The organism is Bdellovibrio bacteriovorus str. Tiberius, assembly GCF_000317895.1.
Classification (GTDB): domain Bacteria; phylum Bdellovibrionota; class Bdellovibrionia; order Bdellovibrionales; family Bdellovibrionaceae; genus Bdellovibrio; species Bdellovibrio bacteriovorus_F.
This window is the reverse complement of the sequence record NC_019567.1, coordinates 1,283,442-1,302,907: the sequence shown is the minus strand read 5'-3', so window position 1 is coordinate 1,302,907 and position 19,466 is coordinate 1,283,442. Positions and strand designations below refer to the sequence as shown.

Sequence of the window (19,466 nt, the reverse complement as noted above, 5' to 3'; positions counted from 1 at the left end):
AGAGGTGAGAACATCATGCTCCCCGAGTACCTTCCTTGGTATCACCCCTCCCGTAAAAATGATTGCAGCATAACAAAAACACGATTGCAAGAGACTTATTACAGATTTTTTAAGAATTATGCCCGGGGCCTACAATTTTCCCCATTTTATGCCAAGTACTTAAGCAAAACCCAAAACTCCAAAAACTATTTTATGTTTATAACCGCAACTTCAATCCAAGAAAGTTCCCCAAGGCCAGCGCAGCGACGCCGCCCTCCCCAAAAAAACAAAACCCACCAGTTCAAGGTGGGTCAAAAAGGTTCAGATGCAAGGCGGAGGGTTTTCTCCGAAACGGAGGCGTGCTCCAAGCACGTCGAAGAGAAGGAGAAGGCCCGACAACGCAGTCAGATGGGCCTTTTTCACCCACCGACTTAGAAGTCGGAGAGGCGGTCGGCTAGTTCTGGGTGATCAATGAACGGATTTCTATTGCCCTGAGCCTTGAAGATCTCAACATTACGTTTCATTTCGTCTTGATCAACCGGGTCTTCGCGGTTCCACTTGCGAAGAACGTTTTCTTCTTGTGGATCAATTGGAAGATCATAGCGCATAGAGAAATAGAACAATGCACGAGCCACATTTCCTTTGTGGTTTTGAGGTGGCTCAAACACCTCGTCCGAACCGAAACTGCCAATACCGAAACGTGAATCCGGGCATTTCAGTTCCATCACGTCTTTGCTGACTTCACCAAACGGATGGTTGCCACGGATGGCATTCAATTGAGAATCAGTTGGGAACAAGTGGTGCAAATCGGATTTTTGAACATCATCCGGGAAACGACGAGTGAAGTGGCTTTGTGGCCACGTGTGCTCAACGTTGATCACGGTGTTGTTGGGGATGGAACCCGGAGACGGTGGAGAACTGCGGAAGTCTTCCGGACCACGATCCGAGTTGCAGTAAACATCGCGAACCGCATACTGATTGCCTTCTTTAACAAGGTAGTAGTTCCCCATCAGGAAAACTCTTGCCGCCTTGTAGCCGATCGCTGTGTGGCGATAGCAACGTCCCTGCCCTTGCATGCAGTTTTTCACCACAAGGTCATAGGAGCCTTTTACAGCGATATGATAACTTTGCAGAACAGATTTGATGCGGTTTTGAAGAGCTTCACCGGAAACTCCGGTGCGCAGGTCGCGATAGAACTCTTCCCCATAGTATGGGACCGCTTGAGATTGAGAAGCTGCGTTTGCAACTCCAACGAAAGATAACAATGTAAGAACAATCACTGACTTAATGAGCTTATTTAGCTTCATTCGGGTCCGCCATTTCAACGTAGGGGGTGATCTCCAGCCTCTGGGCGGTAATGTGACCTACCGGTAACGTTGCTGTCAACGGGGGTATAGAATTTACAGGCAAGCCCCAGCATAACGCCAAACAAGCTGCCACCCAGATGGGCGGCATAGGCAACACCCCCACCAAGGCCTTCAGGAATCGCCCACAGGTTCGCCAGATCGACGACCAGGAACAAAGGTATGATCAACAGGGTCGGCAAATAAATCGCGCCATAGTGCCCTGGCATCGGTGAAGCAAAATATAGAAACTTCACTCGCATTCGAGTTTCAGCCACACAATAAAAAGCGAGCAAGGCACTGATCGAGGCACTGGCGCCCACCATCGGCACGGCTCCATGGGTATCGGACAGCAGGAAGCCCAAGCCCCCGGCCATGCCCCCCACCATATAGACAAACAAAAGCACCCAGCTTCCGGCCATAACTTCAACGGCCGCCCCCAGCAACACCAGGAAGCCCAGGTTAGACAGCAAATGCATCCAGTTTGAATGAGAGAACTGATAAGTCAGCCACGACAGAGGCCCCTTCGCACCAGAGCTCAGGCCAAAGCGATACAACAGTTGTTCCTGATACTTTTTGCGGAATTCAGTGATGTTCTTTTTCCAGCTTGCGATCTGCACTTCGTCCCCGCGATAAGCACCCGCTTCAGCGGCACTTAAGAAACGGCGGTCCCGAAGCGCATAGGCGCCCAGAATCCCCATCTGTTCGGCGTTGACTGAACTCATCTGATGCACCCATTCAGGCTTTTCATACAGAATTTCAGCCGGGATGTTTTGCAGATACTGATAATACATTCGGCCTGTCAGAACCAGCCCGTCTTTTTGCAAAACGGGAGACGAAGTCAGACCCGAGTTCACCCCGCTGAAGATCAGAATAAAGATAAAGACATTCAGCACCGCCAGCGTGATCGTCAGCGGGTACTTGGAATAGTCTTTAAAGTCTTCAGGGCAAGGGATGATCATGGAACCTCGTAACGTTCTTTAAAGTCGTCAATCCAGCTTTCCTGCTCAGCCGCACTGGCCGGCATACGACCGCCATTGCCACCTTGCGGGATCAGCTCGGCATCACGCAAAGCCCACACCGAACGAACGAAACGTTTTTCAAGACCGGACTGCAGAATCGGATTTTTTTGCAATTCCGAAATGGCTTTCAAACTGCCGGCAAAGTCGTTGGAGGCAAACAGCTCTTCGGACTTCAGGAACTTGGTCGTCCACAGATGACCGTCCGCCTGTTCCAGATCATCGAAGTTTCCTTCTTCCGCCATATAGCGCGCCAACGCGCACGTGGACGAAGACGAGTCTTCGCAGATTTTGCTGAGGTATTGTTCCTGGGCCTCGCCATCAGCCAAAAGGTATTTGGCCAGATAAGCCAGCGGCTGGGCATTGACCGGGTCCCCCCACAACGCCACTTCCGCTTCTTTATCCAGACACTCGCCAGAAATTTCATTCAGCAAATACAAAGACAACGCTGCATCCAGGCGCGCCACACCTTCAAGATCCGCACTGCCGCGCATTTCTTTGCAGGCTGCGACTTGGGTGCCGCCTTTTTCCCGATACTCTCCCGCCAACAGGCTGTGATAGGTCTTAAAATAACCCAGCACTCCGAACAGCAGCAGGAACAACAAGCTCATGCGCATCCATGAATTGATAAAGCGGGACTCAATCGGATGAGGTCCGTCGTCATGAACTTTTTTAAGGGTGATCACCAAGGTGTCAGCGGCACGATCCGGGAAGGCCCGGCGCAACGGATGGCTGAGGATTTCCATAAATGGCAAAGCCAGCAGCACGAAACTGAAAGTCCAGCTGAGCGAACGAATCACACACTGCGCATAAGACAAACGCGGCTGATACACCGGATACGCAATCACACGCAGTTGCAAAAAGATCTGCCCCGGCGTCGCCTGCCAGAAATACAAAAACACGGACTGCAGGAAGGTCACGATAAAGACCACCGCCATAACAACGAGGCCGGCCGCAACCACACCTTCCGCAGAATTTGCATTCAGCAGGAAGAATGTCTTTGTCTGACGGACCAAACCGGCAACAAGCAGACTGACGATGGGTGATAGAATCAAAAAATCCAGTATCAGTGCGATAAAACGGTCCGCCACAAAGGCCACCGGCACTGTACTGGATTTTGGATGATGAGGCTTAACTTCTGGAGCCGACAGATCTGGAAATACCATACAGATCGTATCGGCCTGAAACAGGAAACACTAAAGAGATTAGTGGCCGAAATTGATCGCTTGAACGCGACCTTGATCATCGGTAACAAACTGGGCTTTGCCGATGATCTGCTTGGAGGAATCAATCAGACTATAGACTTGCTCCCCGGCTGCATTGGAGGCCACAGACACTTCGGCATAGTTCATACCGAAAGCTTCAGAGTACTTTCTAAGGAAACCGGCTTTGTCTTCGATCGCCATTGGGTGTTCACCCGCCTGAGCATCAATGAATTCCAGGCTTTCAATACGGCCTTGCGCCAGCTTCATGCCGTATTTGCCTTCAAGGTAACCAAACACAAGTTCATCACGCAATGTCGGTGCTTCCGCAAGGCTAGCCGCCATTGCAGACTTTTCTGTCGCCATTCTTTTTGCCAGATCATGTTCCCACTTCACATCTTTGGCGAAGCTGGAAGGTTCAAAGCTCGCAACACCACGATTGGCGCCGTTAGCAAGGGTTTGATCCGGGCCGCGCACCAGCCACTGATTCAGGAACACCGTCATCAAAAGCACAGACGCGATGGAAAGAACAAGCACAGCTTTTTGCTCTTGAGCTTTGTCCTGCAGTCTTTTTCTTACGGATTGTGCTTTAGGAAATTCGATCACGTTTGCGTTCCTCATTTATAACCCCTTCGCAAATGAATACTAAGGACTTTCATTGCTAAAGGTATGCCGTTTATAAACCACTTCAATTCATTCTAGCTGCACAGAGCCTGAACAGACGTACAAAAGATGTTTGACGTATTATTATGATCATCTCACTGTGAGACGACAAACGCCATACATCCGGGACTCTAGTCGAGGGCCTTTTTCACCCAAGAATCAATCCCCGCCTGCATTTCCGGCAGGCTGTAATACAAGACTCTATCCAAATCCACGCCCTGTCCCTCGATCTGATGCTGGTTGTGACTAATGTAGATCGCCTCAGGGATGGAAATCTGCACTCCTGGCCCCACCTCTTCCAGTGGATACCAGACACCGACCAGCAACTGACCACGACTGGGGCTTCCCAGCAGCGGCGCCTTTTTAAACTCTTTCAAAGCCTGCGCCACCATTTCAGCCACCGATGAACTTTTTCCGTCGACCAACACCCGCACTTCGCCTTTAAAGCATTGGGGGTTGTCGTAAGTCTTCAATAAAATCTCGCTGCTGTTATCAAGCACGGTCAGTTGTTCCTGATCGCGCAGATCGTTGGGAAGTTCCGCCAGCGTTTTCACCGGCGCACGGGGTTTTACCAAACGCCCCACTTCTTCGGACTTGCACATGAACAATGAAAGAAAGCGCAGACCTGCCACGAAGTTCCCGCCAGGGTTTCCGCGCAGGTCCACCACCAGCTTGCGCAAAGACGCGATCTGCTGCTGCAGTGTCTTCAGTTTTTCTTCTTCAAAGAACGCCGCACGGAAAGACGGAATTTCCAGCACCGCATTTTGTGCGGATCTAAATTCCAAATGCAGATCCTCGGACCGCTGGATAGAGCGAGGTTTGATTTTTACAGAAAATTCTTTGTCCTGACGAAGCATCAGGTACGAGCCCTGCTCGGTCTGCGCTTCCCAGGGATTGGGCTGTTCGGCATTGATGCTTTGAATGACATCACCGGGTTTCAAACCCGCATCCTGGGCCGGAGAATCAGGATGAATTTTATAAATAACCAGTTCCCCGTCGACAAAGCGGCTTTCAATGCCGGTCTCAAGACTTTCCCCGCGCCAGATGCTGGCGACTTCAGAGGAATCATAGACCTCAAGGTGCGAGACCTTCAGCAATGCCAGGGCATTGTTCATGTCCTTGATAATCAGCTTTTTCGCAGAATACGGAGTGACCAGGCGGCTGCGCCGACTGCAGGTCTTTTTCCAGTTTTTGATTTTATGGTCGTCCAGAAAGATTCTTTCCGCGACAAGATCACACACTGCCGGATACGGATTCACGAATCCGCGCTGCAGAGTGAAATGATACGCCCCATAGGCGCAGGAGACTGCCAGAAGAATTGCTAAGATCCGCGTCATCTCGGTCCAGTAAAAACAAAGACCGGATGTAGTTTCATCCGGCCCCTGTCTTTCAATTCAAAAGGAAGAATTAAGCAGCCACTTTCTTCTTGCGAGCAGCAGAAGGATCGATGTGGTATTGCTTCACTTTGCGGTACAAAGTCGCGCGACCGATACCCAAAGCTTTAGCCGCTTCAGTCAGGTTGCCTTTGTATTGTACGATTGCGTTTTCGATGGCGTGAGCTTCAAGCTCTTCCATTTTTTGAACGCTGGATGAAGTAGCTGTTGGAGTTGGGAACTGGATAACGTTACCACCACCCACGTCAGAGTTGATCGGGCTTGTGCCTGAAGCCAAAGCCGGAACACCCGCTACTAGTTGTTGTCTGAAAAATGCGTTATCAAGCCCTTCTCTGAACTGTGCAGATGAATATGCTTGAACTGTCACATCGTGGTTCTCCCAGTACTTTTTTGTGTTCTCGATTGTTTCCTGGCTATCGCTCACCACGATCATAACTGTACGTGACATTTAGTCCTCCCCTTTTGAAACATTAACAAAGCCTATTTGACTCACTTTGTACCTATCGGCGTATCACGCTGAGAATTTAGGGCCAGTTGCAAATATTTTTTGAGACACTTTAAGCAGGCTAAAACACTGGACTTTTGTCGGTCGAAAAATCCCGCTTGACCGACCCTTCCGTTTTTTTTGCCCAAATTCTTGCCGGTTTCTGACCCCAAAACAGGCTTCCACAATCTGCTCGTCGCTTCAGACGGTCTTTGTTATATTGATTCTGGCTGATTATTAAGGACGTTCTGGAATGCCACAGTTTCTATCTGTTCTCTTTATATTGATAAGCTTCTGGGGGCCAACTGCCTTTGGTGGTGTGTTACGGGTGAATGTCTATGACCTGCCTCCGCATATTTTCACTCTGAATGGAAATCCCCAAGGTCCGGGTATCACATTCTTTCAGGACTATCTGAAGATTCCCAACACCGAGGTGCAATGGGTGGCCACTCCGTTTGCCCGGGTTCTTTGGGATATGCAGAACAAGAAAGTGGATGTCGCATTATTCCTGGTCCCGTCTGCTGAACGCGAACAGTACATGCGCTTTTCCAAAACACCGCTCTTCACCACGTCTTCGGCGATCATCATTCCGCGCAACTCGCCCTTGATGAAAGCAAAATCCCTGGAGGACTTCCGCGGACGCACCCTGGGGCATTCCAAAGACTCTTTCACCCCGACCGACCTGCTGAAACATGGTATCAAGATTGAGCCTTTAAGTGGTGAAAACGTCATTGAACGGAATATTCAAAAAATCCAGGGCAACAGACTGGATGGCATCTTTATCCCCACGGCTTCCAATGGCGAATACACTTTGCGCAAGCTGAAGGTGAACGATCAGTACCAGGTGTTTGTTGTGCCGAACACCAGCCTGAACCTGCATGTGGCCTTTCGAAAAGACATCGATGAAAAGACCTATCAGATGGTAGAGGCCGCTTTGAAGAAAAACCAGCGCCAGTATCGCAAGCTGCTCGATCAACAGCTGTCCAAATAAAAAAGGCCTCCATCGCGGAGGCCTTTTGATTTTTGCCTTTAGGAATAAAAACTATTCCAACAGGCTTCGTAGCATCCACGCCGTTTTTTCGTGAAGCTGCATTCTTTGCGTCAACAAATCCGCGCTGACTTCGTCGCCGGCTTTTTCAACCAATGGGAAGATCGAGCGAGCCGTGCGAACAACAGCCTCCTGCCCTTCCACCAGTTGTTTGATCATGTCCGTCGCGGACGGCACTCCGACCGGTTCTTCGATGCTGGTCAGCTTTGCGAATTCCTTGTAAGTGCCCGGAGCAGCCACACCCAAAGAACGGATGCGCTCTGCCACCAGATCCACCGCCAATGCCAGCTCAGTATATTGAGCTTCAAACATCACGTGCAATGTCTGGAACTGAGGTCCTGTGACATTCCAATGGAAATTGTGCGTTTTAAGATAAAGAGTGTAAGAATCCGCCAACAAACGGGACAAGCCGTCAGCGATCTTTTGACGGTCTTTTTCCTGAATACCAATGTTGATGGAAGTTTTAGCGTGCTTTTCGGACTTGTTGTTCTTTTTCATGGTCGGAACCTTTCTGTGAAAGCTACGCCCTAAACTCTAAACCAAAATTCATAGATGAAAAAGGAGCACTGCACACCAACTGAGAAACCAGACAAAAGGCAAAAAGGTACCTGCTTACTTTTTCCGAAGCTGCGCGTAAGCTGCAGCGCTTCGGAAAAAGTAAGCAGGTACCTTTTGGAAAAACAAAACCCAGCTTTTTAGGGCTGGGTTTGATTAGCTTTTTACTGCTTCAGCTTTCACGGCTTCCGCCGCTACAGCTCTGCCGGGCGAATTAGCGGCGGCCGGATTTGATTTTCACTTGAAGTTTAGAGATCAAGTGAACTGCCATTTTTTCCTGAACTTTACACATTTTAAGTTCATCGCGGCGGTAGGAACGCTGAGAAGGAGTCAAAGTTCCTGTCTCAAGCTCCATTTCATAATCCAATTTGGAAGAACGGATGCCTTCCAATTCTTTCGTTTGCGTTTTGAACAGTTTGGTCACGCCAGAAAGAGGAGCTACTTCGATCCACTCTTCTTTACCACGGTACCAGCTCACCATTCTCAGGAAACGTGCCTTGTTTTTAGCCAAAGTGAACTTCGGGAAGTTCGTGTCTTGAAGCTCAAGGATGTTTTCAACGTCATCTAGGTTCAGGTCATCTTCTTCACCTTCCATCAGAAGGTTGTCAGACAGGCTCGCCAATAGAGCGGTTTCCTGTTCTTCATCGACGTCTACGTCGAAGGCCGATTTCTTAACCTCTTTTTCGTTATCTAGGTCAGAATCCAAATCTGTATCGATTTCTTCGGCGTGCATGTTAGTGCCTGGATTGATCAAAACGAGCCTCCCCAATAGTGCATTAAAACGTCTAGGTGATTTAAAGTGGGCCCAGTTATATCGCAACTTCTGGAATGACACAATATGTTAATTGCATGAAAAAAGGTGAAAATCACAGGAAAGGCCCCCTCAAACCGAGACCTTTTTGCATTTTCATATCTAAATTTCATGCTCGAAATTTAGGCATATCTCACTTCACTGCGATCACATCAACTCGGAACCCACCGGGCTTTTTCCAGAAGTACGAAGGCGAGGCTTTCACGGATATTCGATAAACCGGACGCCCATCCAAAACGGCTTCACGCACTCCGCTGGATTTCAATTCACCTTCCAGTCGATACTCACGGCGCTCTCCAGAATAATCCGCATACTGAATGCGCACTTCGACAATCTCAAGATTGTTGCGCAGCCCCACCAAACGAATGCGTTTGATTCGGTTCAGATCAGCACGTGGAAAGAAATCAAAAGTTCTGGTGCCGAAGCGGCCCGTTTCCCCGCCTCCCAACGAATAAGGGACATCTTTGGGCGGAGCTGGAGGTGGTACAGGATAAGGTTCCCCCGGATAGGGATCATCAGGCAATGGTGACGGCAACCCGTCGTTTGCGACCCCGGTTGATAAAGCGAAGATCGTCAGAATAAGCACAAGCCACTTCCCCATGCAGGCCTCCTAGGCATTGACCCTAGTCGACCCGAGGGGATTTTGGAAATCACGGAACGGACAATATGTCTGAAATCAATCCCAGCGCATGTGCTTCACGGACTCACCAGAGTCACGCAGCTCACGCAGGGAATCAATGCCGATAGCCAAATGCTTGTCTACAAAGCTGGCTGTGACCTTCTTGTCGCTTTCCTCTGTCTTCACACCGTCTGGAATCATTGGGTTGTCAGACACAAGCAACAAGGCACCACGCGGAATTTCGTTCACAAAACCTGTCACAAAGATGGTCGCAGTTTCCATGTCCACGGCCATAGCGCGGGTTTTGGTCAGATAGTCTTTGAACTGTTCGTCGTGTTCCCACACGCGGCGGTTCGTCGTGTAAACTGTGCCTGTCCAGTAATCGCAGCTGTGTTTCGCGATCATTGTGGAAACGGCTTTTTGCAGACGGAAAGAAGGCAGTGCCGGGATTTCAGCCGGCAGGTATTCGTTACTTGTACCTTCACCGCGGATCGCCGCGATAGGCAGTACGAAGTCGCCCAGTTGATTTTTCTTTTTGATACCACCGCATTTACCCAGGAACAAAACGGCCTTGGGATTGATTGCAGACAGCAAGTCCATGCAGGTTGCAGCCAACGCACTGCCCATTCCGAAGTTCAGGATGGTGATGTTTTCAGCCGTGGCACTTTGCATCGGTTTATCCAAACCGCGCACCGGCACGTTGAACTGTTCGGCAAACATTTTCACGTAGTTACCGAAGTTTGTAAGCAGGATATAATGCCCAAATTCATTCAGCGGCACGCCTGTGTAGCGAGGCAACCAGTTATCGACGATTTCTTTTTTTGTTTTCATGCTACTCCTAATAATTTTCTTCAATTGGTAAATTGGTTTAAGCTAACATGATATTTCGCAGAAGAAAAGGGGTCCGATCATGAGTTCTACGCAAAATCATATTCTGATGGAAATTGCACCAAGGCTGGTCTCTGTTGGAGGACCTCAAGTTCACCGTCTTATTCCCTACGCCAAAAAGCGAATGGTAGGCCCGTTCATCTTTTTCGACTATTTTCCGGCCACCGACTTCGCCGCAGGTGACGGACTGAATGTGCGCCCTCATCCTCACATTGGTTTGTCCACCCTCAGCTACCTGCTGGAGGGAAAAGTTCTTCACCACGACAGCCTGGGACACAAACAGGTGCTTTCACCGGGCGACGTGAACTGGATGACTGCGGGCAAAGGAATCTCACATTCTGAAAAACTGCCTGAAGACGTCATCGGCAAAGCACACCGCCTTCACCTGCTGCAGTTCTGGGTGGCACTGCCGCTAAGTGAAGAAGACCGCGAACCCAGTTTCAAACACCACCCTGAAAGCAGCATTCCGCGCTTTAAGGTCGATGATGCGGACGTGATGCTGATTGCGGGTGAAGCTCTGGGCAAAAAGTCCCCGGTGGATGTTTATTCACCGCTGTTCTTCATGGACGTGAAGCTTCAAAAGGGAAAAACCTTCCACTATGATCCCGGCACGCAGGAACTGGCTTTCTATATCATCAAAGGCAGCCTGGATATTGATGGCAAAATCATTCCACCGGACGACTTTGTGGTCCTGGAACAGGGCTCATCTTTGAAAGTCACCGCCACCGAAGACACACAAGTCATTGTTCTTGGCGGCGAACCGTTCCCAGAGCCGCGCTATATTTACTGGAACTATGTTTCCTCTTCGCAGGAAAAAATTGAAGAGGCCAAAAAACAATGGCGAGAGTTGACCTTCCCGCAGGTCCCCGGCGAAACTGATATTATCCCATTGCCACCGGAACCGGCGAACAAAGGGTAAGGAGTTTTTGTGCTGAAGAAATCAAAAGGTCTTGTTGTACTGCTGTTGTTGGCCACGGGCTGCGCGACCACTCCTCCGGCTTCCACTCCGGAAGCCGAAGAAGCTCTGGTACCGAACTGGGAAACCCATGCTCATGATGCTGAAATCATGAAAAGCGGCCCGGCTCCGGCGTCAACAGCAACGGCCACAGCAGCTCCGACCAGCGCCATGGATGAAATGGCCCTGGAAGCTCAGCAGTTCGCAACGATCAATTATGACAACTTAGGCAAAGACCTGAAATCCGGCAAAGGCAAAAACGTCACCGAACTTTTCCGCATTCTGAAAATCCAACAAAAAGACCAAGCCATGGCTTTGCGCCGAGTGAAGTCCCTTCATGACGGCAGCACCAGTGCTGACCAATTCGCACAATCACTGTGGAATTGGTACCAGAATAGAAATTAGAACCAGGCTTCGAACTGATAACCCAAGTTCGTGCCGCTGAGCTTGTCAGTGAACGCGGGCGCACGGTTTCCGATGAAGCTTGCGCCCTGGTTGGCCTCATTCCAGAATGAGTGGGACACAAACGCACGCATCACGGGGCGACCCCACATGCTTTTCCCGACGGACAACTGAGCTGCCGCAGTCACACGACCCAAGTCGCGATCACCGACATAATCACCACCACCGGTTTTTTCAGATTCATTGTTGATGCGGGAGTAGCCCGCTTCGAAAGCCCATTGGAAACGATCGGACACAAAGTAAATCGGACGAACACCGATGGCCTGCATCTGACTTTTGCTGTCGGTATCGGTGCCGCTGTCAGCAATCTCTGCCGCCAGACCCAACATCAATGCCCAACGATCTGTTACATCATAGGTGTAGTCTTCAACAAATCTCCAGGTCCATGCGCGATTCTGACTTTCATCTGTCGCAGGCACTGTGCTGTCGGCATAGATGTTGAATCCACGCATCGTGCCCTTTCCGTACAAAATGGCAAAATTGTTGTTGCCACCCCATACCGGACCTTGAAGTCGTGTCGCCAAAGAATAGCCATTCGTAGGAACATATTCTTCGGTGTCAGTGGAACTTCCCGCGGCCCATGCATACACGCCCCAGAAGTTCAGCTTCTGATCAGCGAACGACGGCACCGCTGTCCAGCGCAGATCCAACGCATTCAAAACCGGACGACCGACATTGGTGTCATTCAAATTATCATCCGCCTGAATCAAGTGAGCGAACGCAAAACGCCCTTCACCCAACGGCAGACCTTCGATCCCTGCGCCCACGCCGCTCATGTCGGCATAGTAGTACCAGTCAAAGATATGAAGATCGACATCACGATAGAAACGTTTACCGACCCAGAATTCCCCGGGGATTTCGGTAAAACCACCAGCCTTCACAAACGCTTCAATCTGGCTTGTGTCGCGGTTTGCAGACGCCTCCCATTGACGCGTTCCTAAAGAACTATAGACCATGCGGAACTGGGTTTTGAAAAACACCGGATCTGTTTCGGTGGGTTTAACATGGTGGAACACCATGGCCAATTCGGTGTAGAAGTCGCACTCATTGCCTAAACGAAGGAAATTACCGGGCATTCCTGCGTTTCCGAAGCAATTCATGTGACCGCCCTGCATGTTCAATCCGCTTCCGCCACGCAGATATCCCGTGAAAGTCGTTTCCACAGCGTGAGTTGTGCTGCTTAGAATCATGAACAATAACGCAATCGTAATAGTTTTCATCGAGTTCCCTTGAAAAAGCTGAGGGATACCCATAAAGTCTGCGCCTGAAAAGACCTTACGCACGAAGACTCAAACTTTTTGGGGGAAATATTTGAAGCGCTTCCGTACCTGCTCACAACTATTGATTTTCTGCTTCGTACTTTCTTGCACACTTTTGCTTGGACAAATTGCTGAAGCCAAAGCCCCTGCCCGCGCCCAGTGGGTGGATAATTCGCGCATTGTTCTGCGTCTGCCACAAGGCTTCCGCGTTCACCAAAATCTTGTATTTTCACTCGGAGAACGCATCTCTTTGCATCAGCAGGATTCCATTCTGCTTCCGGTGATTCGCAGTGATTATGCTTCAGTGGAATTAAGCACGCAGCATCTTTCCTCTGCACAAATTGATCAGCTGATTCGCCGTCCATTGCGTCTTTTTGTTTCAAATAAAAATGGCCAGGTTCTGGATTCAACAGCTTTGCAGTATTCAGGCATTCTGGATCAAATGTACTTCTATGATGGCAATGATCTGGGTGCGCGCGTGCGTTCCACGAGTGTCGGCGTAAAACTATGGGCACCCACGGCACGCAACGTAGAGTTGTTGTTATATAAGGACGCTCTAGATACAAATCCTGCGACCGTCCTGCCAATGCAACGTCAGCAGGGTGTGTGGTTCGCGGATCTTCCCGGAAAATACGTCAACTATTTCTATCTTTACCAGGTGGAAGTGTACCAACCCCTGACAGATCAGGTTGAAATCAGCACGGTCACCGATCCTTACAGCTTCAGCCTGACAGCGGACGGCGCCAAATCCCAGATCGTGGATCTTGAAGCTTCGAACCTGAAGCCTCAAGGCTGGGACCGTCTGCAAAAGCCTGCTCTGCGTTCCTTCAACGACATCGTGATTTACGAACTGCACATCCGTGATTTCAGCGTGGCCGATTTCACCGTTCCCTTCCCGTATCGCGGCGGCTATGAGGCCTTCGCGCAAACCAACACGGAAAGCTCAAAGTACCTGCAGTCTTTGGCTGACGCGGGCATGACCCATGTGCACTTGCTGCCGTTCAATGACTTCGGCTCTGTCCCGGAAAACAAGGACGCCTGGGAAAACTATGAATCTGAAAGTTCGGACCTGCAGGAAGCCCAGGCCTATCTGGGCCGTATCAAAGCCAAAGACCCGTTTAACTGGGGTTATGATCCGGTTCACTTTATGACCCCTGAAGGCAGCTATGCCACGGATCCCAACGGATCACGCCGTGTGTATGAAACCCGTAACATGGTGTATGCCCTGAACAAGATGGGCCTGCGAGTTGTTCAGGACGTTGTATTTAATCACACCTATGAAGCAGGTCTGGAACCCTACTCTGTCTTTGATAAGATCGTGCCGCTCTATTACTACCGAGTGAACGACGAGGGTGATATTCAAAAAAGCTCCTGCTGCAACGACACCGCCAGCGAACATCGCATGATGGAAAAGCTTATGATCGACAGTGTGTTGCACTGGGCGCGCACCTACAAGATCGATGCCTTCCGCTTTGACCTGATGTCTTTCCATTCCCGCAACACCATGGAAAAAATCAAATCCGAGCTGCGGGGGCTGACCGAGCACAACGACGGCATCGACGGATCCAAAATCTATCTGTACGGCGAAGGCTGGGCGTTTGGTTCTTTCTATGACCGCTATCCGGGTGAATCCCTGCACATGCTAAATTCCCATGGCAGCGGCTATGGCTTCTTCAACGACCGTCTGCGCGACGCTGTTCGCGGCGGCACCACCAATTCCGCTGAAAAATCCGATCAAGGGTTTGCAACGGGCCTTTACTTTGATTTCAACAAAGAACCTGCCAATCGCAACACACCGCCGGACAGCAACGGTCAGCGCGAAAAGATTTTGCACCTGGGCGATGTGATTAAAGCCGGTCTTGCCGGCAATCTTCGTGATTTCAGATTCAAAGAACACTGGGGATCATTCGTAACCGCAGGACAACTGCACTATCGTGGAGCGCCTACCGGCACCAGTGCCGAAGCGATCGAAACCGTCAGCTATGTTTCCGCCCACGACGGGTATACTTTGTGGGATGCTGTTCAGGCCAAGGCGCCATTCTATACCAGCGGACGCTTCCCGACTTTAAGCAAATCCGAAGACCGCCAGCGCATGCATCAACTGGCACTGGCACTGCCGATGCTAAGTCAGGGCATTCCGTTTATTGAATCCGGATCTGAACTTTTACGCAGCAAAAACGGCGATCAGGACAGCTATAATTCTGGTGATTTCTTTAATCGCATCGACTGGAGCCGTCAGCAGAACTTCTGGGGCTCAGGCCTGCCGCCCGCGTGGAAAAACGTGGACGACTGGACTTTCTGGCAACCCCGTCTGCAGGAACCGGGCATGAAGGTCACTCCAGAACTGATCACCCGCACAGAAAAGTACTTCAAAGCCCTGCTGCGTGTCCGTCAAAGTTCTGACCTGTTCAAACTGAACGCTTTGTCCGAGATTCAGAAATCTTTGACCTTTATCGACAACGACAAACACGCCGAACCAGGTTTGATTGCGATGCAATTGCAATCAGCCTCTGAACGTCTGTTGATTTTCTTCAACGCCGCCCGTGAGGCCCGCAGCTTCGAACACAGTGCTTTAAGCCAGAACTGGGAACTGCATCCGCTGCTGGATGAAAAAGTCGACGCCACTCTGTCACAGGTTCTGCTGGCCCCTTCGGACAAACGCATTCAAATCCCGGGTCGCAGCACCGTGATTCTAATTCAGAAAGCCGGTCACTGATGAAATTCTGGATTCTTCCTTTTCTGATTTTCGCTTCACTCACCGCCCGGGCCGAGGATATGCGCATCCAGATCTGGCACCAGATGATCTATGGCCACCGTCAGGTTCTGGCCGAAGCACTGGAAAAATTCGAAAAAGAAAATCCCGGCATCATTGTTCAGGCGACTTACCGTGAAACGGAAGAACTTCGTTCCAGCTATCAATCGGCCGCGATGGGTGGCAGCGGTCCGGAATTGGTTTACGGCCCCAGCGATCAGGTGGGCCCTTTTGCCACGATGGGCATCGTGCGTCCGCTGGACGAGGTTCTGGGTTCTGACTACTTCCACAATTTTGATCCGTTAGCGGCCCCGGTTTACGACAACAAACACTACATGATCGGTGATGCGGTCGGAAACCACCTGATGCTTCTGTATAACAAGAAGTTCATCACCACCCCGCCAAAAAATTCGCAGGAACTGATCGAGCTTGGCAAAAAAATGACGGTGGATACCAATGGCGATGGCAAAATCGACCGCTGGGGCTTGGTGTTCAATTATACCGAGCCGTTCTTCTTTGCCCCGTTTATTCCCGCTTTTGGCGACGCCTTCTTAAAAGCGGACGGTGTCACTCCGAACCTGAACACCACCGCTTTGAAAGACACTTTCCAGTTCATTCTGAAACTGCGTGATCAGGACAAGATCATCCCGAAAGAATGCGACTATGAAACCGCCAATGCTTTGTTCAAAGAAAACAAAGCCGCCATGCTGATCAACGGCGACTGGTCCTGGGGTGACTATCAGCAGGCCAAGGTGGATTTCGGCATCGCCCGCATCCCGATGATTTCTGAAACCGGCAAATGGCCAAGTCCGCTGGTGGGCACCAAGGGTTATTCCCTGAACGCCAACATGAAAAGCGAGGCTCATTACGAAGCTGCCGTCAAACTTTTGAAGTATCTGACTTCGACGCCAGTACAATTGCTGTTCGCGGAAAAAGTGGGTGTCTTGCCGTCAAATCTTCAGGCGCGCGAATCTGACATCGTCAAAAACAACCCGCTTCTGAAGATTTCTGCCGACATCATGGAAGTTGGTACGCCAATGCCGGTGACCCCGGAAGTGCGTGCAGTCTGGGACAGTCTGCGCATTCAGTACCAAAAAGTTCTGGCCGGCAGCCTGCAACCACAAGCCGCCGCAGAACAGGCACAAATCACCGCTGAACAACAAATCCGTGATATGAACGAAGTTCTGACTCCGGGTGTGGGTGCGACGGTTTTGAAGATTTTCTTCGGTATCGGCATCGTGCTTATGATCTGGCTGACAAGAAACTCGCTGGTGGCTTTCTTTAAAGGATTCCGCGGACCGCAGCGTTTTGCTTACTATATGATGCTGCCGGCGTTTATCGGCATCTTTGCGGTGATCATCTATCCGTTCTTCTATAATATCGCAATTTCGTTTTCAAACTTCAGTCTGCGCACTTTCCAGGACTGGTCACTGGTGGGTTTCCATCATTATATCGCGGCTCTTTCTGATCCGCGCTTCTATTCCCTGTTCCTGAAAACCGTCATCTGGACTGTGGTGAACATTGTCTTCCACGTTTCTATTGGTGTTTTCCTGGCGGTGATCATCAATCAGGTGATTGCGGGGAAAGGATTCTGGCGTGCCCTGCTGATCATCCCGTGGGCGGTGCCTCAATACATCACCGCTCTTACCTGGCGTGCGATGTTTAATCAGGAATACGGGCCGATCAATATCTTCCTGCAACAGTTCCTGCACATGTCCCCGGTTCAGTGGCTCAGTCAGCCGACGACGGCTTTTGCCGCGTGTATTTTGACGAACGTGTGGCTGGGCTTCCCGTTCATGATGATCGTGGCTTTGGGCGGTTTGCAGTCCATTCCAAGTTCACTGTACGAAGCCGCAAGACTGGATGGCGCCAATGCTTGGCAGCGTTTCCGTCATATCACCTGGCCACTGCTGCTGCCAGTGATGGCACCGGCAGCTTTGCTGGGTTCTATCTGGACATTTAACAACCTGAATGTGATCTGGCTGGTCAGTAATTCGGGCGAACCGGGTGATCAAACGCACATTCTGGTCAGTTACGTTTATAAAGCGGCCTTCAATCTGTATCGCTATGGCTATGCGGCTTCCGTGTCCGTGATCATCTTCCTGATTCTGGTGATCTGGGGTCTGGGATCACTGAAAAGCCAATTCAAAAAGGAGACGAAGTAATGCTTAAAAAGACCTTCTCCTGGATCAGCATTTTGCTTTTCTCACTGTTTTCGATTTATCCGATTTTGTATGTGCTGTCGGTGTCTTTACGTCCCGACAACGCTTTCCAGACGCAGTCTTTGGAAATCATCGGCCCCAATGCTTCCTTTAAGAACTTTGTGGATCTGTTTGCCACCACCGACTTTCTGATCTGGATGCGCAACTCGTTGGTGGTCAGTGCGGCGACCACACTTTTGGGTGTGGCTTTGGCATCAACCAGTGCCTACGCATTGGCAAGATACCGCTTCCGTGGGCGCAACATGATGCTGTTCTCGCTGTTGATGACTCAGATGTTCCCGGCAACCATGCTGATGTTGCCATTTTATATTATCCTGTCCAAGCTTCGCCTGATTGACAGCTTCTGGGGCTTGTTCCTGATCTATTCTTCAACGGCGCTGCCTTTCTGTATCTGGCAGATGAAGGCTTACTATGACACCATCCCGCGCGAGCTGGAAGAAGCGGCGTTGCTGGATGGCTGCTCGAAATGGATGATCTTCTATAAGATCATTCTGCCGGTGTCTTCTCCGGCGCTGGTGATCACGGCGTTATTTAGTTTCATGAGCAGCTGGAGCGAATACGTGATTGCCGCGGTGGTTTTGCAGGATCCGCAGCTTTACACTTTGCCGTTGGGACTTCGTTCGTTCCAGGCAAGTCTTGCGACCCAGTGGGGTCTTTATGCCGCTGGCGCTTTGATTGTCAGCGTTCCGGTTTTGATTTTGTTCATCAGTATTTCCCGATATCTGGTTTCTGGCCTGACCATGGGAAGCGTGAAGGGTTGATATGGCAAAAATTCAGTTTTCCAACATCAAAAAAAGTTTTGGTTCTGCCGATGTCCTGAAGGGCATCGATCTGGATATCGCTCCGGGCGAATTCCTGGTTCTGGTCGGACCTTCCGGTTGCGGCAAATCGACTTTGCTAAGAACCCTGGCGGGACTTGAATCTGCGGATTCGGGCACTATCAGCATCGATGGCAAAAAGATCAACGACATCGAACCACAAAACCGCGACATCGCCATGGTTTTCCAATCTTATGCCCTGTACCCGCACATGACGGTGGCTGAAAACATGGGTTTTGGTTTAAAACTAAAAAATCTGGCAGCAGCCGAAATCACCAAACGCGTGAATGAAATTTCCGAACTTTTGCAGATCAAACACCTTCTGGATCGCAAACCCAAAGAACTTTCCGGCGGTCAGCGCCAGCGTGTGGCTTTGGGCCGCGCGCTCAGCCGTCAGACCCCGGTGATTTTGTTCGATGAACCCCTGTCGAATCTGGATGCGCACCTTCGTTCCCAAATGCGTCTGGAAATCAAACGTCTGCATCACCATTCCAAAAGCACAATGATCTATGTGACCCACGATCAAATGGAAGCCACAACTTTGGGCGACCGTATCGCGGTTCTGAAAGACGGAATGATCGAACAAATTGGAACTCCATCAGAGATCTATCACCGTCCGAAAAACACTTTCATCGCGACCTTTATCGGATCGCCTGAAATGAACTTCTTTGAAGGCGCGGTTCTGGAAAAAGTCCCATGGCCTGAAGCCCGTAAAGAGGATCAGATTCTGGGCATCCGCCCGGATGCTTTTGCCTTAAACAAAGGGCCTTTGGGAGCCCAAGAGGTTGCTTTGGGGGACTTCCAAGTGGAGATTTCCGAAAACCTCGGCGGCCAGCAGATGCTTCACGGAACACTTGCTGGAAACAACGTACGCATTCTGGTGGATTCAATGGATAATTTTTCCATGAAGCAGACCCTGTCCCTGAAGATCGACCTGACAAAGGCCCACCTGTTTGATAAAAAAACAGGCCTGAATCAAAGGCTTTAAGGAGA

The 19,466-nt window shown here is 50.3% G+C and carries 18 protein-coding genes; 7 read left to right on the top strand and 11 right to left on the bottom strand.

Annotated features, from left to right (window positions below; translation table 11 throughout):
* Positions 1–410: 410 nt before the first annotated feature.
* The 6 genes from BDT_RS06250 to BDT_RS06225 form a co-directional block, all read right to left on the bottom strand.
* Positions 411–1,286: an endonuclease I family protein gene (locus BDT_RS06250; protein ID WP_041577246.1), complete on the bottom strand. Its 876-nt coding sequence runs from the start codon at positions 1,284–1,286 to the stop codon at positions 411–413.
* Positions 1,287–1,300: 14 nt separating this feature from the next.
* Positions 1,301–2,284 (bottom strand): rhomboid family intramembrane serine protease, encoded by a 984-nt coding sequence (locus BDT_RS06245; RefSeq protein WP_015090395.1) that lies wholly within the window; start codon positions 2,282–2,284, stop codon positions 1,301–1,303.
* Positions 2,281–3,507: an RDD family protein gene (locus tag BDT_RS06240; protein WP_051026277.1), complete on the bottom strand. Its 1,227-nt coding sequence runs from the start codon at positions 3,505–3,507 to the stop codon at positions 2,281–2,283. Before BDT_RS06240 ends, BDT_RS06245 begins: the two co-directional genes overlap by 4 nt.
* A gap of 39 nt (positions 3,508–3,546) precedes the next feature.
* A complete protein-coding gene (locus tag BDT_RS06235) occupies positions 3,547–4,164 on the bottom strand; it encodes a hypothetical protein (RefSeq protein WP_041577244.1) in 618 nt (205 codons plus the stop codon).
* A 173-nt stretch (positions 4,165–4,337) separates the two neighbouring features.
* Positions 4,338–5,543 carry a S41 family peptidase gene (locus BDT_RS06230; RefSeq protein ID WP_080602343.1) on the bottom strand — a complete coding sequence of 402 codons (1,206 nt, stop codon included), beginning with the start codon at positions 5,541–5,543 and terminating at the stop codon, positions 4,338–4,340.
* A gap of 70 nt (positions 5,544–5,613) precedes the next feature.
* Positions 5,614–6,048 (bottom strand): helix-turn-helix domain-containing protein, encoded by a 435-nt coding sequence (locus BDT_RS06225; RefSeq protein WP_011163743.1) that lies wholly within the window; start codon positions 6,046–6,048, stop codon positions 5,614–5,616.
* A gap of 289 nt (positions 6,049–6,337) precedes the next feature.
* Between BDT_RS06225 and BDT_RS06220 the strand changes: the two genes are divergently transcribed.
* Positions 6,338–7,075, top strand: coding sequence for a substrate-binding periplasmic protein (locus tag BDT_RS06220; RefSeq protein WP_080602342.1), 738 nt, complete (start codon positions 6,338–6,340; stop codon positions 7,073–7,075).
* Between the two features lie 51 nt (positions 7,076–7,126).
* Here the strand turns inward: BDT_RS06220 and BDT_RS06215 are convergent, their stop codons facing one another.
* From BDT_RS06215 to BDT_RS06200, 4 genes are all read right to left on the bottom strand, one after another.
* Positions 7,127–7,630 (bottom strand): Dps family protein, encoded by a 504-nt coding sequence (locus BDT_RS06215; protein ID WP_015090388.1) that lies wholly within the window; start codon positions 7,628–7,630, stop codon positions 7,127–7,129.
* 271 nt (positions 7,631–7,901) lie between these two features.
* Entirely contained in the window at positions 7,902–8,441 is a 540-nt protein-coding gene (locus tag BDT_RS06210; protein WP_148278735.1) for a hypothetical protein, read from the bottom strand.
* A gap of 190 nt (positions 8,442–8,631) precedes the next feature.
* Positions 8,632–9,099 (bottom strand): hypothetical protein, encoded by a 468-nt coding sequence (locus BDT_RS06205; RefSeq protein WP_041577241.1) that lies wholly within the window; start codon positions 9,097–9,099, stop codon positions 8,632–8,634.
* A 75-nt stretch (positions 9,100–9,174) separates the two neighbouring features.
* Positions 9,175–9,948 carry an AMP nucleosidase gene (locus BDT_RS06200; protein WP_015090385.1) on the bottom strand — a complete coding sequence of 258 codons (774 nt, stop codon included), beginning with the start codon at positions 9,946–9,948 and terminating at the stop codon, positions 9,175–9,177.
* Between the two features lie 79 nt (positions 9,949–10,027).
* Between BDT_RS06200 and BDT_RS06195 the strand changes: the two genes are divergently transcribed.
* On the top strand, positions 10,028–10,924 hold the full coding sequence (locus BDT_RS06195) for a pirin family protein (RefSeq protein WP_041577240.1): 897 nt from the start codon (positions 10,028–10,030) through the stop codon (positions 10,922–10,924).
* Between the two features lie 9 nt (positions 10,925–10,933).
* Positions 10,934–11,365, top strand: coding sequence for a hypothetical protein (locus tag BDT_RS06190; RefSeq protein WP_015090383.1), 432 nt, complete (start codon positions 10,934–10,936; stop codon positions 11,363–11,365).
* Here BDT_RS06190 and BDT_RS06185 read toward each other — a convergent pair.
* Entirely contained in the window at positions 11,362–12,642 is a 1,281-nt protein-coding gene (locus BDT_RS06185; RefSeq protein WP_235046279.1) for a carbohydrate porin, read from the bottom strand. The genes BDT_RS06190 and BDT_RS06185 overlap by 4 nt on opposite strands.
* Positions 12,643–12,733: 91 nt before the next feature.
* Between BDT_RS06185 and BDT_RS06180 the strand changes: the two genes are divergently transcribed.
* Genes BDT_RS06180 through BDT_RS06165 form a run of 4 tightly spaced genes read left to right on the top strand, consistent with a single transcriptional unit; the run spans position 12,734 to position 19,461 of the window.
* Positions 12,734–15,397, top strand: a complete 2,664-nt coding sequence (locus BDT_RS06180; RefSeq protein WP_080602341.1) for an alpha-1,6-glucosidase domain-containing protein — start codon at positions 12,734–12,736, stop codon at positions 15,395–15,397.
* Entirely contained in the window at positions 15,397–17,598 is a 2,202-nt protein-coding gene (locus BDT_RS06175) for an extracellular solute-binding protein (protein ID WP_015090380.1), read from the top strand. Before BDT_RS06180 ends, BDT_RS06175 begins: the two co-directional genes overlap by 1 nt.
* Complete coding sequence (locus BDT_RS06170; protein ID WP_011163732.1) at positions 17,598–18,416, top strand: sugar ABC transporter permease; 819 nt, start codon at positions 17,598–17,600, stop codon at positions 18,414–18,416. Before BDT_RS06175 ends, BDT_RS06170 begins: the two co-directional genes overlap by 1 nt.
* A gap of 1 nt (position 18,417) precedes the next feature.
* Positions 18,418–19,461 carry an ABC transporter ATP-binding protein gene (locus BDT_RS06165; protein ID WP_015090379.1) on the top strand — a complete coding sequence of 348 codons (1,044 nt, stop codon included), beginning with the start codon at positions 18,418–18,420 and terminating at the stop codon, positions 19,459–19,461.
* Positions 19,462–19,466: the final 5 nt, after the last annotated feature.

Coding starts and splice junctions, on each gene's coding strand:
- BDT_RS06215 (WP_015090388.1), bottom strand. CDS start 7,630: ATGAAAAAGAACAACAAGTCCGAAAAGCACGCTAAAACTTCCATCAAC.
- BDT_RS06220 (WP_080602342.1), top strand. CDS start 6,338: ATGCCACAGTTTCTATCTGTTCTCTTTATATTGATAAGCTTCTGGGGG.
- BDT_RS06230 (WP_080602343.1), bottom strand. CDS start 5,543: ATGACGCGGATCTTAGCAATTCTTCTGGCAGTCTCCTGCGCCTATGGG.
- BDT_RS06200 (WP_015090385.1), bottom strand. CDS start 9,948: ATGAAAACAAAAAAAGAAATCGTCGATAACTGGTTGCCTCGCTACACA.
- BDT_RS06235 (WP_041577244.1), bottom strand. CDS start 4,164: ATGAGGAACGCAAACGTGATCGAATTTCCTAAAGCACAATCCGTAAGA.
- BDT_RS06240 (WP_051026277.1), bottom strand. CDS start 3,507: ATGGTATTTCCAGATCTGTCGGCTCCAGAAGTTAAGCCTCATCATCCA.
- BDT_RS06170 (WP_011163732.1), top strand. CDS start 17,598: ATGCTTAAAAAGACCTTCTCCTGGATCAGCATTTTGCTTTTCTCACTG.
- BDT_RS06205 (WP_041577241.1), bottom strand. CDS start 9,099: ATGGGGAAGTGGCTTGTGCTTATTCTGACGATCTTCGCTTTATCAACC.
- BDT_RS06195 (WP_041577240.1), top strand. CDS start 10,028: ATGAGTTCTACGCAAAATCATATTCTGATGGAAATTGCACCAAGGCTG.
- BDT_RS06185 (WP_235046279.1), bottom strand. CDS start 12,642: ATGAAAACTATTACGATTGCGTTATTGTTCATGATTCTAAGCAGCACA.
- BDT_RS06250 (WP_041577246.1), bottom strand. CDS start 1,286: ATGAAGCTAAATAAGCTCATTAAGTCAGTGATTGTTCTTACATTGTTA.
- BDT_RS06165 (WP_015090379.1), top strand. CDS start 18,418: ATGGCAAAAATTCAGTTTTCCAACATCAAAAAAAGTTTTGGTTCTGCC.
- BDT_RS06245 (WP_015090395.1), bottom strand. CDS start 2,284: ATGATCATCCCTTGCCCTGAAGACTTTAAAGACTATTCCAAGTACCCG.
- BDT_RS06175 (WP_015090380.1), top strand. CDS start 15,397: ATGAAATTCTGGATTCTTCCTTTTCTGATTTTCGCTTCACTCACCGCC.
- BDT_RS06225 (WP_011163743.1), bottom strand. CDS start 6,048: ATGTCACGTACAGTTATGATCGTGGTGAGCGATAGCCAGGAAACAATC.